Raw genomic sequence first — 14,031 nt, forward strand, 5'->3', positions numbered from 1 at the left:
TTATTTGAGACTAAACAGTTTTATCAACTATTTTACGAACGAAAAGATTGTAATTTTCATGTTTCTCCACAAAGATGGTTTCGCCAGCGTCGATGAATCCATCTAAGGCTACCGCATCATACCATACACCGTCGATTTCTATTTTGCCCGAAGGGCGCAAAACAGTACGTGCTATTCCCGTTTTTTGAAGTAGGTCGACCTTCTGCTGGGAGGAAGTGTAGCCCACATCAGCACGCTGCTCATCTTCCAAAACCAATCTTCTGAACATAGAAGAATTCATTATATTTTTGCCCATCAAGAACATCAATAGGACGGCGCCAAACATGGCTCCTATTACAATTAAAAAGGAAGTCATTAATACACCTGGTTTTGTAAAGGTAAAGTCTAAAAAGTCATTATCTACCATGGATAAAGCCAAGCCACAAAGAACGAAAATTATCCCTAAAATACCGGCAATTCCAAAACCAGGAATAACAAATATTTCCAAAGCCAGCAGGATAACACCGAGAATAACGAGACCTATTTCCCAGTTTTCAGCAAGCCCTTGCAGGTAGAGGGGAGCAAAAAACAATGCCCCACAGATAACAGCTACCACCAAAGCAAAGCCTATACCTGGCGACTGCATCTCAAAGTAAATACCGCCAATAATTCCCAATATTAAAAATCCACTTACCGCAGGAAGAATCAGGAAAGCGATAATACGGTCCATCCACGTTATTTTATGCTGACTAACCGTCGTAGCCTTAATGCCTGCTTGCTGATACAGTTCTTCAATAGAGCGCACCTCAGCTTTGGCTATCCCAGCCTTAACGGCTTCCGTGGCGGTGAGGGTAAGCAACTTTCCATCGGGCTTCAATGCTGGAATGGAAATCTCCGGATCCACAAAGGCTTCCGCAATATGAACATCCCTGCCTTTGGCTTCCGCCGTAGCACGCATCAATCCACGCATATACGATTGGTACTTCTCAGGCATCAGCTCTCCATTGGCATTTACAACACTCGCCGCTCCGAGGCTTCCCCCTTTATGCATATAGATTTCATCCGCCGCAAGGCTTATCAAAGCACCTGCAGAAGCGGCATTATTATTGACATATACAATCGTCTTTAATGAAGAACTTAACAAGCAGCTACGGATAGAATCTGCAAAATTCACAGCTCCACCGAAAGTGTTCAGCTCTATTAAAAAAATATCAGCCTTTGTGCTCACCGCTTTTTTATAAGCTAAATTTACTGTACGCCAAGCATTAGGGCCGATTTCATCTTTGATATCTACCTTGTATACTTGTTGTGCAAAGCTTAATTGAATTAACATAAAGAATGTTAAACCAAAAGCAAGAAAGCTTTTTGTAAATTTGTTCATATAAATTGCGGTTATTAACTGTTTCATTCGTCTGTAATGACTAAATATACGTTTTCTAAACTATTTTCTCAAGATTTTCCGTTCATAATATGGAAAATCGTAGCCGATCCGCTATCAGCGATGCTCGGCATTGAACTTCGACATCCCGAAAGTACACTACCTATACTATATAGCCTCGATTTCAAAGGGAATATTCACCATAAAGCCCTTGAGCTTTCCCCAAAAGAATGGACGCTCGATGCGATACGCAAAGACAAACTCATCCTTAAAAAAGTGGGCGACTACCAACCTGTGAAAGAAGGCGTACAGATTATTGATGGGCATGGCCATGCGGTATTCACCTCGGAGGAGCATGTACTGCTTCATAGTGACCAGCACTACCTACAGCTACGACACCGTAGCTTCCAGTCGGGATTTGAACACTATGTAAACCTCGACGACTATAGCGTCAGCCAGCAGGCTCCTACGCCCAAAGCTGCAGCAGTCCCAATACTTGAAATTCCCCAGTTCTATAGCGGCCCTAAGCCGGCGTACCTCCAAACTGTTACAATGGCGGATGGCCTATGGTTAAGCCGCTGGGAAGACAAGTTTTTATGGACTTATCATCGTCAAGAAAAAGATAAGTACCAGTTAATCCTCTGCATTGCAGACGAGTCTAATCTACTACATACGGAAATTATGATGGAGGATATGCCTAAGATGATTCCTCAACCATATTTTCAAATAGGCAATCAATTATTTTTATTGTCCTATAATAAACAAGAAATTGTTTCGTATTTATTATAATTGTAATTGTATGAAAAAAATTGATGCGTATTCAACTGCCTTAAAGTTGAGTTTTATTGGATTGTTCTGTGGACCATTTTTTACATTAACAAAAGCGAACACCCTTCTTCCTTCGGAAGCACACTATATAGCGAGACCCGATTCTATCGGAACAGAAATCATTAATGATCAACTATTTGTTATCCACCGTGTAGAACCTAAAGACACGTATTATGGATTAAGTAGACGCTATAAAGCACCGGTAAACGCTATTATTGATGCTAATAATAAAAAGAACTTAAAGCCTGGTGATACCGTAAAGGTACCTACCGGAAGAAAAGCCGTAGCAACAACAGCACCGAGCCAGCCGACAACGACGCAGACTCCTGCCACGCAACCAGCAACGACACAATCGCCAACAGGTAGAGCACCGAAGCCGGTAGAACCAAAAGGTAGAGTGGCAGAAACAAAGCCGGAAACAACCGTTAATACTGTAGCTCCAGCAAATGATGTGTTGACGAGCTACAAAGTAGGTAAATCGGAAACCCTATACGCTATTTCTCGAAGATTCAACACGACGGTTGATGAGATTAAAAAATTGAACAACCTAACGAGTAACTCTATTGGTGAAGGATTGCTTTTGAAAATCCCGAATTCCGTTGCTGTTCCTCCTGTTGTGGAGACGCCCGCTATAGAACTACCTGTAGTCGTTGACACCCCAGAGGTAGATGAGCCTACAGGCTCAGGCCGCGAACTTAATTTCGAGCCTAGCCGTTACGGTATTCGTGAGAAGAAAGAAAAAGGAATTGCGGTATGGATGGACAACTTAGAGACGAAGGAAAAAAGCAACTTGGCTCTTCATAAAACGGCTCCAATAGGTACAATTCTTAAAATAACGAACCCTATGACCAAAAGCGTTACGTATGCTAAGGTAGTTGGAAAATTTAATGATAACGCTGACAATCAGGACGCTATCGTGATTTTATCGAAGTCCGCAGCATCTTATATTGGAGCTTTAGACAGAAGATTTTTGATAGAAATTGCATATGGTGTACCTTTGCAAGAACAATAGATAATTTTTGCATTGATGAACAAACCATATGTTATTGGTATAGCAGGGAGCAGTGGGTCCGGAAAAACCTTTTTCTTAAAGAGTTTTTTAAATCATTTTAAGAGCGATCAAGTTACTTTGATCTCCCAAGATGATTATTACATACCGGCAAATACAAAAACGAGAGAAGAGAATCGTCTCTACAATTTTGATATCCCGACCTCCATCAACCGAGCTGATTTTTATAAAGATATCAAGCAGCTTTTTGAAGGACAAACAGTTTTTAGAGAAGAATACACATTCAATAATCCGGATTTAAAACCACAAATGTTGGAGATAAAACCGGCACCTATTCTTATTGTAGAAGGTCTTTTCATCTTTCACTATACGGAAGTTAATGAACTGCTAGATTACCGTATCTTTTTAGATGCCGATGAGTCTGTAGCGCTAGACAGAAGACTTCGTCGTGATTTGATTGAGCGTGGATATGATGAAGAGGATGTGATGTACAAATGGACGAACCATGTTGTACCATCCTACCAAGAGTATTTACTTCCACACAAAGAAGAGTGTGACTTAGTGATTATCAATAATACGGACGACCCGAAAGTTATTGATGAAGCGGCCAACAAAATATCCGTAGAACTACATGAGAAAAATTCTACGCTGAATATTATTTAAAATTAATCTAAATAACTATCTTTGCATCGACGATGGATTTGACAGTTAACATTTTAGAAGAGAATAAACTGGAGAATCCCTTTTTGGCAGACGTCAAAAAGGGATTTGACTTTCAGGCAGATACTGATTTTTGTATTTTCAAAACATGTTGTAAGAAATACAAAAAGGGGAAACGCTGCAAGAAATGTCCTGGTAGATAACTTTATTCTCCGCAGCATGCACACAACCGTGTGCATTCAATTTTTACACGAATAATACAGACATTATTCCCTTAATGACAACAAAGAGTCGTATTTTTGCTGGATGCAATTGTCAGCAAATTCTTTAAAATGGTTGTTAAGGGTGTACCCTCCTTTTCTTTTCCAACGCGTTTGGATTAAGAAGATTCATGCTGATTTTAAACAGGCTGATATTCGCATTTCGAAGAGCTTCTTAAATATGAATGGCAATAAGAGCATCTTTGGTGGAACGATTTTTTCATCTATAGATCCCATACATACCCTACTGCTCGATCAAATTTTAAAACAAAAAGGTATTCCTAAAACGGTAGCTTGGCTTAAGTCGGCCCAAATAAGCTACCTAAAACCAGCAAAGAAAAACCTTTCTTTTTCTATAAAGCTCCACGATGAAGATATCGATACAGCATTAGAAGAAGTAAAAAGCCAAGGGAAAGTGGTAAAGACATTTGCTATCGATATCATAGATACAGATGGTCTTTTGTGTGCGCAGTCAAAAAATGAAATTTATATCCGAGACTTGGACTTTGATTTTTCAACAATCAATGGACAAGCCCATCCAAACTACATAAAATAAAACGTATGAAAAAGTTCACCCTTTGCGCAATCGCTCTCGCAGCAGTCACAACCATCAGTGCTTGTAAACAAGCAACAAAAGGAACTCAAGATGACTCTAAAGCACTATCGGCACAAGCCATTGAGGTACACGACGAAATCATGCCGCAAGTTTCTGCATTTGATCAACACAGCGTACTCATCGACTCTTTATTAGGCAACTTAACAGCGGTTAAAACGGCAAACCCAGCAATTGACACGTTGAAGACACGTCAAGAATTGGCGACACTTAAAGATCAATTAGAGTCTGCAACAGACAAAATGATGAGCTGGATGTATGAGTACGTAACCGACAGTACGGACACCGACTACCAAAGAGCTGAGGTGAAACGTATCACGGCCTTAAAAGCGGAATTTGAAAAAGCAAATACCGATGCGTCACGTATATTAGAGCCTTTCAACAAATAGCTATGAAAAGATTCTTAAAATTAGCTTTAGCAGGACTTCTTTTCGCAAGTATTGCGGTAAGCTGTTCATCCAATAGCGAGCAAAAGCTTCCTTATATCGGAGAACCACATATCGAAGAGAAAACGGTAGACGGAAAAACGGTTAGTGACACTATTTACCACCGTATTCCTGATTTTTCTTTTCTAAATCAAGATAGCGTACTCATCAGTCAAAAGGATTTCGCCAACAAAGTATATGTTGCGAACTTCTTCTTCACCCACTGCCCGAGTATATGCCCAACGATGCAACGCAACCTGTTGAAGGTGTATGAAAAATATAAAGGCGATGAAAGAATAGCTTTCTTATCGCACAGTATCGACTTCAAATATGACTCACCGAGCATATTGAAAGGTTATGCTGAAAAACTAGGCGTCACCAACAACCAATGGCAATTTGTAAATGGCAGCAAAAAAGATATCTACGGCATCGCCGAACAGTATCTAGTGTATACCAAAGAAGACGCTACTGTACCCGGTGGTTATGATCACCAAGGTTATTTGGTTTTAATCGATAAAGATCGTCATATTCGTGGTGCTTACGACGGTACCAACGAAGAGCAGGTAGAGCAATTGTTCACCGACTTAGAGATTCTTTTAAAAGAACAGTTCAATTAAGCCATGCGGAAGTATATTCTTTCTTTAGCAGTCATAGGGATGCTCTTGATTACCGTAATGGGCATTCAATCCTGCTACTCTAATGTAAGCATGGAAACCGCACAATATGCGGTCAATGGACAAAAGCTGTATACCACGCATTGCCAAAACTGCCATGGTGCTAAAGGTGAGGGCTTGGGTAAACTATACCCACCACTTACAGACTCCACCTTTCTGAATAAGCAACGTGCACAGCTGGCTTGCATCGTCAAGCACGGCATACGTGGGCCACTCCAAGTTAACGGAAAAACATACGACGGCATCATGCCTGGCAATGCCAAACTTAATACGGTAGAGATTGCTTATATCTTGACCTACATTACCACCACCTTTGGCAATAGTACCAGTACCTACACACAGGAAGAGGTTGTAAAAAACCTTGAAAACTGTAAAAAATAAAACGAAAGGCGTAACCCAATAGATTAAAGGTTACGCCTTTTTTATGTAACAAAAACAGCACTTTATTGCCGCCCAATAAAAAAAATAGTATCATTGCATGACGTGCAAACAAGTAGAACATATCAAAAATCGTGTAGATGGACCTCCTTCTTGGCCATCCTTGCTATCTTTTGCATCCTACTATCCTCCTGCCCTATAAAATCAAGCATTAAAAATTTTATTGGCTCCGACTTTCCAGCTGCGCAGAAAGATAAGTCTTCAGCACAGAATGGAACCTCCTTTTTTTCGAATAGCACCACAGACTGTGCAGTACAGAATACCGTTAAGGAATCGACCTTTCAAAAGGGAGATAGCAGCCAACATGCACAGGTATCAGCTACACTCTTATTCAGCCTTGTTTTAGCCTTCATCTATGGTAATTTCACCCTAGACAAAAAACAAAAGCCACATCACAAAAATGTAGGCATCAAGGCAACTATTCCCATTTTCATTGCCTACCGCAAACTTCTAATTTAATACCAACATCCTGCGAAACCCTTTGTAGCCGTATACAAGGTCCACAAAGATTACTGCACGGCTACTTCAGCCTGCACACTCCTATTTGGTATTAATTTCAAAAAAATGATTAAAAATATAGTTCGCATCCTGCTTATCGCAGGATGGTATAGCTGTGCGCTACAGCCGCTGTATGCGCAGCAGGATTTAGCACGCCTATGGCTTGAAGTTCAACAGCAATATCCAGGCTTACAGCAGCGCCAGGTCCATATCGAAGCCGACCGACTGCGTGCCCAAGCCGTCAAAAGCGATGCCCTACCGCAAGCTAAAGTACAAGCACAAAACAATTATGGAACGCACCAAACTAGTCAAGGTAGCTTCTTTCCACAAGCAGGTTTTTTCAATGTGAATAGCCCTGCCGCAACCACGGGCGCATCGTATATGTCGAGCACTTTCGCTTCGACGATATTGGAATATGAGCTTTTCACCTTCGGCCGACAGCAGGCAGCGCAAGAAGCAGCCAACATGCGTACCTCCCAAAGTGAGGCCGAAAAAGAAGCCTATGCTTTACAACTGAAAAAAGAACTAACAAGCCGTTACGTCTACTATCGGTATACGGAGAGTAAACGTAATTGGGTACAACAGCATAGCCAACGCTTACAAGAGCTACACCGCATGGCGGCAGGTCTCTCTAAAGCCGGACTAAAGCCGGCGGCCGACAGCCTTTTGGCCTATGCTGCCTATGAGCAAGCTTTAGCAAACAAAGACCTGTGGACAGGAAATAAAGCTTTAGCTATAGCAAGTCTCCAGGAAATTTACGGTCCAAAAGACCTAAGCCTCAGCCGGGAAAACAAGCTCTTTAATGACCGCAGCCTCCAAGCCGAAGGCATGATTACAGAAAATATTGATGAGCATCCGCTCCTTACTGTTTTTAGTAAGGCCGCTACCTATCATCAACTGGTAGCCCAGGAACAAAACAAAGCTAGCCGTCCGAGCATCAAACTGATGGCGGGTTACGCTTTCCGCGGCTCCGGCATCTCCCCGCAGGGGAATGTATCGGGCAGCTGGGTAGATGGTTTCTCAAATCACGCTAACAATGGCTTGGTAGGCATCGGCCTCACCTGGAATGTGACGAGCAGCTATAGCAACAAGCTCCGAAGCCAAGCATGGAAGCAAGAGTCCGAAAAAAGCAGACTACAGCAGGTAGAAAATAGACAAGCAATACATGCCAATCTGCAAGGGGTAAAAGGAAAGCTCCAAGAACAAGAGAAACAAATCGGCAGGACGCGATTAGCCTTGCAGCATAGCCAAGATGCCTATGTAATGTATAAAGCACGCTACAAAAGTGGTCTACTCAGTATGACGGAGCTGTTGCAGACCAGCCTACTGCTCGAGCAAGCCGAAAACAACCACATAGAAGCACTACATAGCTATTGGCAGCAGAAGACTGAAGAGGCTTGGCTAAGCCATGATTTTGACTTTTTGTTTAACAACTTATAAGCTAAACCGACATGAATATTATACGTTTTGCATTAAGAAAACCTATAGCCATCATGGTTATCTTGATGGCTATAGGCATCTTTGCCTACTCGACCTTACAGAAAATTAAAGTCGATATCTTCCCCGAGGTGGAGCTTCCCGCCATGTATGTAGCCATGCCTTATGGAGGCTTATCGCCGTCCTATATGGATGGATTTATGGCCAACGAATTTCAAAAAGTACTGCTCTTCGTCAACGGCGTAAAAAATATAGACTTCAAAAGTGTGCAGGGGCTGACCATGATGAAGCTTACCTTCTACCCGGGCACGGATATGTCTCAAGCAGCGGGCGAGTTGGCAACACAGGTAAACCGTGCTATGGGCTTTCTCCCTACCGGTGCCGTCCCTCCTATGGTTGTTCGCTTTGATGGAAACTCCCTTCCCGTTGGTCAGCTCGTCTTTGAAAGTGCGACGCGCTCTATTACCGAGCTGCAAACACTAGCTATCACGAAAATAAGGCCTCTATTTGTCGAAATACCAGGAATCACGGCACCAGCTCCTTTTGGAGGAAATGTACGCACGATACTAATTAACATCGACCCGCAAGCCATGCAGGCCTACCATTTAAGCCCTGAAGAGATAACCCTAGCGATTACAAAAAACAGCCATCCTTCACCGGCAGGAAACCTACGCATAGGTGATCAGAATCTGATGGCTCCCATCAACTCCATCGCCCGCGATCCGCTGGAATTTTTAAATACGCCAATTAAAAATACAGATGGACACACGGTATACATCCGCGATGTAGCGCAAGTGCAAGATGGTGCCGACCAAACGGTAGGTTATGCCTTGGTCAATGGCAAGAGATCCGTCTACCTACCGATTATCAAAAAAACAGATGCTTCAACCCTTACGGCGGTAGAAAACTTAAAAGCTTCCCTGCCCATGCTGAAGGATCAACTTCCAGAAGATGTAGCGGTACGCTACGAATTTGACCAATCTAAATACATCAGTAGAGCGCTATCCAATCTAATCCATGAAGGACTTCTTGGGGCCTTATTTACTGGGTTAATGATTTTACTTTTTCTAGGCGATAGCCGTGGTGCTTTGATTGTGGTGCTCACCATACCAATAGCCATTTTGGCTGCTGTGAGTATGCTGCACCTACTGGGCTACACCATCAATATGATGACACTAAGTGGTCTAGCACTATCTATAGGCATCTTAGTCGATGAGGCAACGGTCACCATCGAGAATATCCATCAACATTTGGAAGCAGGAAAGCCCAAGCAACGTGCCATCCTAGATGCCCTTTTAGAAATTTCGATTCCTAAGCTATTGATTTTACTGTGTATCCTCGCCGTATTGACGCCGGCCTTCATCATGACAGGCATCCCAAAAGATATGTTCCTACCGCTTTCGCTCGCTGTAGCCTTTGCGATGGTTGCTTCCTTCCTAGCCTCACAAACTTTCGTGCCTATCTTGGCCAACTGGCTTATGAAAAATAAACAGAGCTATCCGAAAAGAGATAGAAAGAAAAACTTCTTCCATAAATTCCAGTCTCGCTATACGCAGCGTTTGAGAAGCTGGTCGGGAAGAAGTAAAACACTCTTCGCTCTCTATGTTAGCTTTTCTGTAATCAGTGTAGCCGTATTACTGCGTGTTATAGGGATGGACGTCATGCCCATCTCCAATAGCGGAGATTTCCAAATCCGCATTATTGCCCCACAAGGAAGTAGACTCGAGAAAACGGAAAACATCGTTCGACAAATTACCGAAGATATCAAAGCAGAGTTGCCTACCGATGCACTAGCGATAAGCTCAGCCTTCGTCGGAACGCATCCATCGGCAAGTCCCATAAATCCGATTTTCCTGTTTACCACAGCCTCCCATGAAGCCGTCCTTCAGCTTGCTATAGACCAAAAGATATATAAAGGGTCTATCGAAAAGCTGAAAGAAGAAATACGTATCATGATTGCGCAGAAGCACCCATCCGTGCGCATCAACTTTGAAGCCATGGAGCTTACAGAGAAAATAATGAGTCAGGGCGCCATGACGCCGATTGAGGTAAAAGTTGGTGCAGGTCAATTAAAAGTAGCCGAGCAGCATGCTTTGAAAATTAAAGAAAAACTGCTTGCTATTCCCTATCTACGGGACATCCGCATTGCGGAACCTCTAGCGGCCCCAGCCTTAAAGATTGAGGTAGACCGTAACTTGGCGGCCCAGTTTGGGCTGACGATGCAGGATGTGACACGTAGCCTGGTAACGGCGACTTCCTCAACACGCTATACCGACAAAAATTTGTGGATAGACCCCAAATCAGGGCTTGTCTTCCAAACACAGGTTCAAATACCGGAAGCACGCATGAGCAGCACCGAAATGCTACGTAACTTACCCTTAAAAAAAGGAAGTCCAAGGCCTATCTTAGAAGATGTAGCCACTATTCAGCAGGCTACAGAACCGGCACAAGTGAACCGTAAAGGGCCTAATCGCTACGTGACGGTATTGGCAAACATCTACGACAAAGATTTAGGAACAGCAAGTGCCGCCGTAAAAGAAGCTATTGCTGCTGCTGGCAAACCACCAAAAGGTACGCAGGTATGGACAGAAGGAATGCTTCAGCTCCTCAGCGACACTCTAGGGAGCTTGCTCGTGGGCTTAGGCGTTGCCGTCATTGCCATCTTCCTGATGCTCTCGGCCTATTACCAATCGTTTAAAGTACCCTTAATTATCCTGTCGGTAGTTCCCGCAGTAATCAGCGGGAGTCTTATCCTTCTTTTTTGCACAGGAAGCACGCTCAACCTACAGTCATACATGGGTATCATCATGTCTATAGGGGTATCGGTATCCAACGCTGTTCTGCTCGTCAACCAAGCAGAGCACTACCGTAAAGATTTAAAGCTTGCACCAATTTTCGCTGCGCGAATGGCGGCCAGCTCTCGCCTGCGTCCCATCCTGATGACCGCTGCTGCCATGTTTGCAGGTATGCTGCCGATGGCTGTAGGCATTGGCGACGGAGCGGAACAAATTGCCCCATTAGGGAGAGCTGTAATCGGTGGGTTGTTAGCATCCACGGTGACCATCCTCTTGCTTATACCCCACTTTTATAGCGGCGTTATGGCCCGATCCGTCAACAGCAGTCCATCATTGGACCCTGATGATCCACAAAGCAGGTATTACCAAACAGAAAAAGCATAAAATAGCGCATACAAGACATGAAAAATATAAAATATAGCCTGATCTATTCTTTCTTAGGATTCAGCACCTTAAATTTACTTATGGCCTGCGGAAGTCCAAAAGAGGAGAAAAAGATTGTTCAAGAAACAAAACAAACACCCACTTTAGCGACAGACAGCATACGTTGGATGCAACCTAGCTATACACTTTCGCTGCCTGGAGAATTGAAACCCTACGAAGAGGTGCAAGTGTATGCGAAGGTCAATGGTTTTGTACAAAAGCTGCACGTAGACCGTGGAGCCTACGTGCATAAAAATCAGCTATTGGCGGTATTAGAAGCACCGGAGATGGGGCAGCAATATGTAGCTGATAAAGCGGCACAAGAGAAGATGCACAGCGACTACCGCTTTGCGGAGCAGGCCTATGCACGACTAAAGGAGGCATCAGCCACCGAAGGTGCAGTATCGCCCATTGAACTAGAGCGTGCACAAAGCCTTCTTTTACGAGCAAAGTCGGCTTATGAGGCTTCCAAAGCAGGAACAGGCCGCAGTGCACAGATGCAGCAGTACCTACAGATTGTCGCTCCCTTTGAGGGGCGCATCAGCCAGCGTAATGTATCAGTGGGCGCCTTAGTAGGTCCCGGAGGTTCCAATATGGCACTCTTTCATATCCGCCAAGACCATAAGCTACGGTTAACGCTATCCATTCCCGAGAAGCATGCAGCCTCCATTCCTGACGACTTAGCGGCAAGCTTCACCGTAAGTTCTCTTCCCGGCGAAACCTTCACCGCAAAACTATCGAGAAGTGCTGGAGGTATAGATAGAGACCATCGCTCATTGACCTTGGAATTTGACGTCAACAATAGTCAGTATAAACTACAAGGAGGTGAGTATGCACAAGTGAATCTACAGCTGAAGCGTAAAACAGGCTCCTTTTGGGTTCCCTTATCGAGTGTGGTGCGCGCACCCTCAGGCAACTTCATTATGCAGCTAGAAGATCAAAGCTTACAGCGCATTCCTATTCGAGAAGGCATTCAGCTAGACAGCCTTGTCGAAGTATTCGGCAATGTGCAAAAGGATATGCAGATTCTACGTAAAGCATCAGAAGAAATAAAAGAAGGAAAATTAAACAACAACGAATAACGAACAAAAGATAGAAACATGAAAACAACGTTTAAAGGTATCAGCATCGGATTATGCTGCTTAGGGTTAACCATCAGTGCTTGCACCCAAGCGCATAGTGAAAAAAATAATTCCCCTGCAGGGGATAAAAAACAAGAACTCGCCATTCTGGAGGACCAGCCCCAGGAAGAGGTCTTTATGGTTAAAGATGAACAAGGGAACACCATTAAGCTATCCGACCTAAAAGGTAAAGTGGTATTTATAAATTTCTGGGCTACTTGGTGTCCGCCATGTATCGCAGAAATGCCCTCCATCGCGTCCTTAAAGAAAACCTTTAAAGATGATAAAGACTTGGTGTTCCTAATGGTTGATGTAGACAACAATATCAAGAAATCGACAAAATTTATGGCGAAGGAAAAATTAGATCTACCCGTTCATGTTCCGGCGAGTCAAATTCCAGCAACCCTGCTGGGTTCTTCTATTCCGACAACGGTAATCATTGATAAAAAGGGAGAAATTGTTGTTCGCGCCGAGGGTGGTCGTGATTATACAAATCCCAAAATAATAGCCGCGGTGAAAGATTTATTGGCCGAGTAGGCCAAAAACAAAGTTTAGTGCATAAAAAAAGGTTTCCAGTCGGGGAGAATGGAAACCTTTAACTAACCAATTATAAACCTAAATTATGATGATACAAATATACAGTGCTTACCTATACTTTTCAACACCCTAAGCAAAACTTAACAAAGATTTAACATAGCCACCGAAACAAGAATCTTTGAAATACCCATAAGGTTGTAGCGACAAATTTTTATAACAAACTTTTGACATATTCTCTCTAGTTATTTTCATACATTTGCTACCGAATGAACGTTCAGTTACTAAATAAAAACTAACTACATTGCTTACTAAAGAGATTAAAGACGAAGAAATTGACTTCGTCGAAACGAAAAAAAAGGCCAGCCCGCCGACTCCGGAAATAGCGACCAGTCAAAAAAAAGAAGCTATTTTCCTAAGTACATTAAAACTTATTCATGAATATGGCTTCCATGGAACGCCTATGAGCCAAATTGCTTTGCAAGCAAATGTGGCAACAGGCACCATCTACCATTACTTCACCTCCAAGGACGAATTAATTTTAGAGCTATTTAAATACTGTCGAGAGAAAACAAATGAGCACATTTTTCAGTTTGATGAAGAAGCGAGCTACAAAGAGCGCTTTGCATCGGTTTGGAAACGCTTAGTTCACTATTACGTGGAGAATAAAGAAATTTTCAGATTTATAGAACAGTTTTACTCTTCTCCGTATTATGAACTTATGCAGCAACGTAAAGACCCTAGTTACTATGGTGTTGACCGCATGCGCTTGTTCTTTAAAGAAGGTATTGATGCAGGAATCATTAGAGATGTCAATTTTTTCACGTTGGTATCTATTTTTATAGGACCTGCCACCTCTATCATTAAACATTATAAGTTTAATCAATTTTGTAAAATAACGGATCAAGATCGCGATGATCTTATCGAAATCATTTGGAATGGTATTAAAAATCAATAAT

The 14,031-nt window shown here is 42.9% G+C and carries 14 protein-coding genes; 13 read left to right on the forward strand and 1 reads right to left on the reverse strand.

Translation table 11 applies throughout. The features are described 5' to 3' along the window. Nucleotides 1–10: 10 nt before the first annotated feature. A complete protein-coding gene (locus tag WH223_RS18410) occupies nucleotides 11–1,312 on the reverse strand; it encodes an NfeD family protein (RefSeq protein ID WP_340049329.1) in 1,302 nt (433 codons plus the stop codon). An 84-nt stretch (nucleotides 1,313–1,396) separates the two neighbouring features. Between WH223_RS18410 and WH223_RS18415 the strand changes: the two genes are divergently transcribed. The 13 genes from WH223_RS18415 (at nucleotide 1,397) to WH223_RS18475 (ending at nucleotide 14,030) form a co-directional block, all read left to right on the forward strand. Further along, nucleotides 1,397–2,146 (forward strand): hypothetical protein, encoded by a 750-nt coding sequence (locus WH223_RS18415; protein WP_340049330.1) that lies wholly within the window; start codon nucleotides 1,397–1,399, stop codon nucleotides 2,144–2,146. Between the two features lie 10 nt (nucleotides 2,147–2,156). After that, nucleotides 2,157–3,197, forward strand: a complete 1,041-nt coding sequence (locus WH223_RS18420; protein ID WP_340049331.1) for a LysM peptidoglycan-binding domain-containing protein — start codon at nucleotides 2,157–2,159, stop codon at nucleotides 3,195–3,197. A 12-nt stretch (nucleotides 3,198–3,209) separates the two neighbouring features. Beyond that, nucleotides 3,210–3,857: a uridine kinase family protein gene (locus WH223_RS18425; RefSeq protein WP_340049332.1), complete on the forward strand. Its 648-nt coding sequence runs from the start codon at nucleotides 3,210–3,212 to the stop codon at nucleotides 3,855–3,857. Nucleotides 3,858–4,160: 303 nt separating this feature from the next. Next, entirely contained in the window at nucleotides 4,161–4,670 is a 510-nt protein-coding gene (locus WH223_RS18430) for a DUF4442 domain-containing protein (RefSeq protein ID WP_340049333.1), read from the forward strand. Nucleotides 4,671–4,675: 5 nt separating this feature from the next. Further along, complete coding sequence (locus WH223_RS18435) at nucleotides 4,676–5,116, forward strand: transposase (RefSeq protein ID WP_340049334.1); 441 nt, start codon at nucleotides 4,676–4,678, stop codon at nucleotides 5,114–5,116. A gap of 2 nt (nucleotides 5,117–5,118) precedes the next feature. Further along, the gene (locus WH223_RS18440; RefSeq protein WP_340049335.1) at nucleotides 5,119–5,769 is read left to right on the forward strand and encodes an SCO family protein; all 651 of its coding nucleotides are present in this window, start codon (nucleotides 5,119–5,121) and stop codon (nucleotides 5,767–5,769) included. Between the two features lie 3 nt (nucleotides 5,770–5,772). Continuing rightward, nucleotides 5,773–6,207, forward strand: coding sequence for a c-type cytochrome (locus WH223_RS18445; protein WP_340049336.1), 435 nt, complete (start codon nucleotides 5,773–5,775; stop codon nucleotides 6,205–6,207). Between the two features lie 102 nt (nucleotides 6,208–6,309). Continuing rightward, nucleotides 6,310–6,723: a hypothetical protein gene (locus tag WH223_RS18450; protein ID WP_340049337.1), complete on the forward strand. Its 414-nt coding sequence runs from the start codon at nucleotides 6,310–6,312 to the stop codon at nucleotides 6,721–6,723. Between the two features lie 105 nt (nucleotides 6,724–6,828). After that, on the forward strand, nucleotides 6,829–8,202 hold the full coding sequence (locus tag WH223_RS18455; protein WP_340049338.1) for a TolC family protein: 1,374 nt from the start codon (nucleotides 6,829–6,831) through the stop codon (nucleotides 8,200–8,202). Nucleotides 8,203–8,213: 11 nt separating this feature from the next. After that, complete coding sequence (locus WH223_RS18460) at nucleotides 8,214–11,378, forward strand: efflux RND transporter permease subunit (RefSeq protein WP_340049339.1); 3,165 nt, start codon at nucleotides 8,214–8,216, stop codon at nucleotides 11,376–11,378. Nucleotides 11,379–11,395: 17 nt separating this feature from the next. Then, nucleotides 11,396–12,499: an efflux RND transporter periplasmic adaptor subunit gene (locus WH223_RS18465; protein WP_340049340.1), complete on the forward strand. Its 1,104-nt coding sequence runs from the start codon at nucleotides 11,396–11,398 to the stop codon at nucleotides 12,497–12,499. 18 nt (nucleotides 12,500–12,517) lie between these two features. Next, complete coding sequence (locus tag WH223_RS18470) at nucleotides 12,518–13,075, forward strand: TlpA family protein disulfide reductase (protein WP_340049341.1); 558 nt, start codon at nucleotides 12,518–12,520, stop codon at nucleotides 13,073–13,075. Between the two features lie 301 nt (nucleotides 13,076–13,376). Further along, nucleotides 13,377–14,030 (forward strand): TetR/AcrR family transcriptional regulator, encoded by a 654-nt coding sequence (locus tag WH223_RS18475; protein ID WP_340049342.1) that lies wholly within the window; start codon nucleotides 13,377–13,379, stop codon nucleotides 14,028–14,030. The last annotated feature ends 1 nt before the right edge of the window (nucleotide 14,031 follow it).

This window comes from Sphingobacterium sp. MYb382 (assembly GCF_037572665.1).
GTDB lineage: Bacteria > Bacteroidota > Bacteroidia > Sphingobacteriales > Sphingobacteriaceae > Sphingobacterium.

Excerpts from the sequence above, each read along its gene's own strand:
- WH223_RS18410 (WP_340049329.1), bottom strand. The coding sequence starts at position 1,312 with ATGTTAATTCAATTAAGCTTTGCACAACAAGTATACAAGGTAGATATC.
- WH223_RS18415 (WP_340049330.1), top strand. The coding sequence starts at position 1,397 with ATGACTAAATATACGTTTTCTAAACTATTTTCTCAAGATTTTCCGTTC.
- WH223_RS18420 (WP_340049331.1), top strand. The coding sequence starts at position 2,157 with ATGAAAAAAATTGATGCGTATTCAACTGCCTTAAAGTTGAGTTTTATT.
- WH223_RS18430 (WP_340049333.1), top strand. The coding sequence starts at position 4,161 with ATGCAATTGTCAGCAAATTCTTTAAAATGGTTGTTAAGGGTGTACCCT.
- WH223_RS18435 (WP_340049334.1), top strand. The coding sequence starts at position 4,676 with ATGAAAAAGTTCACCCTTTGCGCAATCGCTCTCGCAGCAGTCACAACC.
- WH223_RS18440 (WP_340049335.1), top strand. The coding sequence starts at position 5,119 with ATGAAAAGATTCTTAAAATTAGCTTTAGCAGGACTTCTTTTCGCAAGT.
- WH223_RS18445 (WP_340049336.1), top strand. The coding sequence starts at position 5,773 with ATGCGGAAGTATATTCTTTCTTTAGCAGTCATAGGGATGCTCTTGATT.
- WH223_RS18455 (WP_340049338.1), top strand. The coding sequence starts at position 6,829 with ATGATTAAAAATATAGTTCGCATCCTGCTTATCGCAGGATGGTATAGC.
- WH223_RS18460 (WP_340049339.1), top strand. The coding sequence starts at position 8,214 with ATGAATATTATACGTTTTGCATTAAGAAAACCTATAGCCATCATGGTT.
- WH223_RS18465 (WP_340049340.1), top strand. The coding sequence starts at position 11,396 with ATGAAAAATATAAAATATAGCCTGATCTATTCTTTCTTAGGATTCAGC.
- WH223_RS18470 (WP_340049341.1), top strand. The coding sequence starts at position 12,518 with ATGAAAACAACGTTTAAAGGTATCAGCATCGGATTATGCTGCTTAGGG.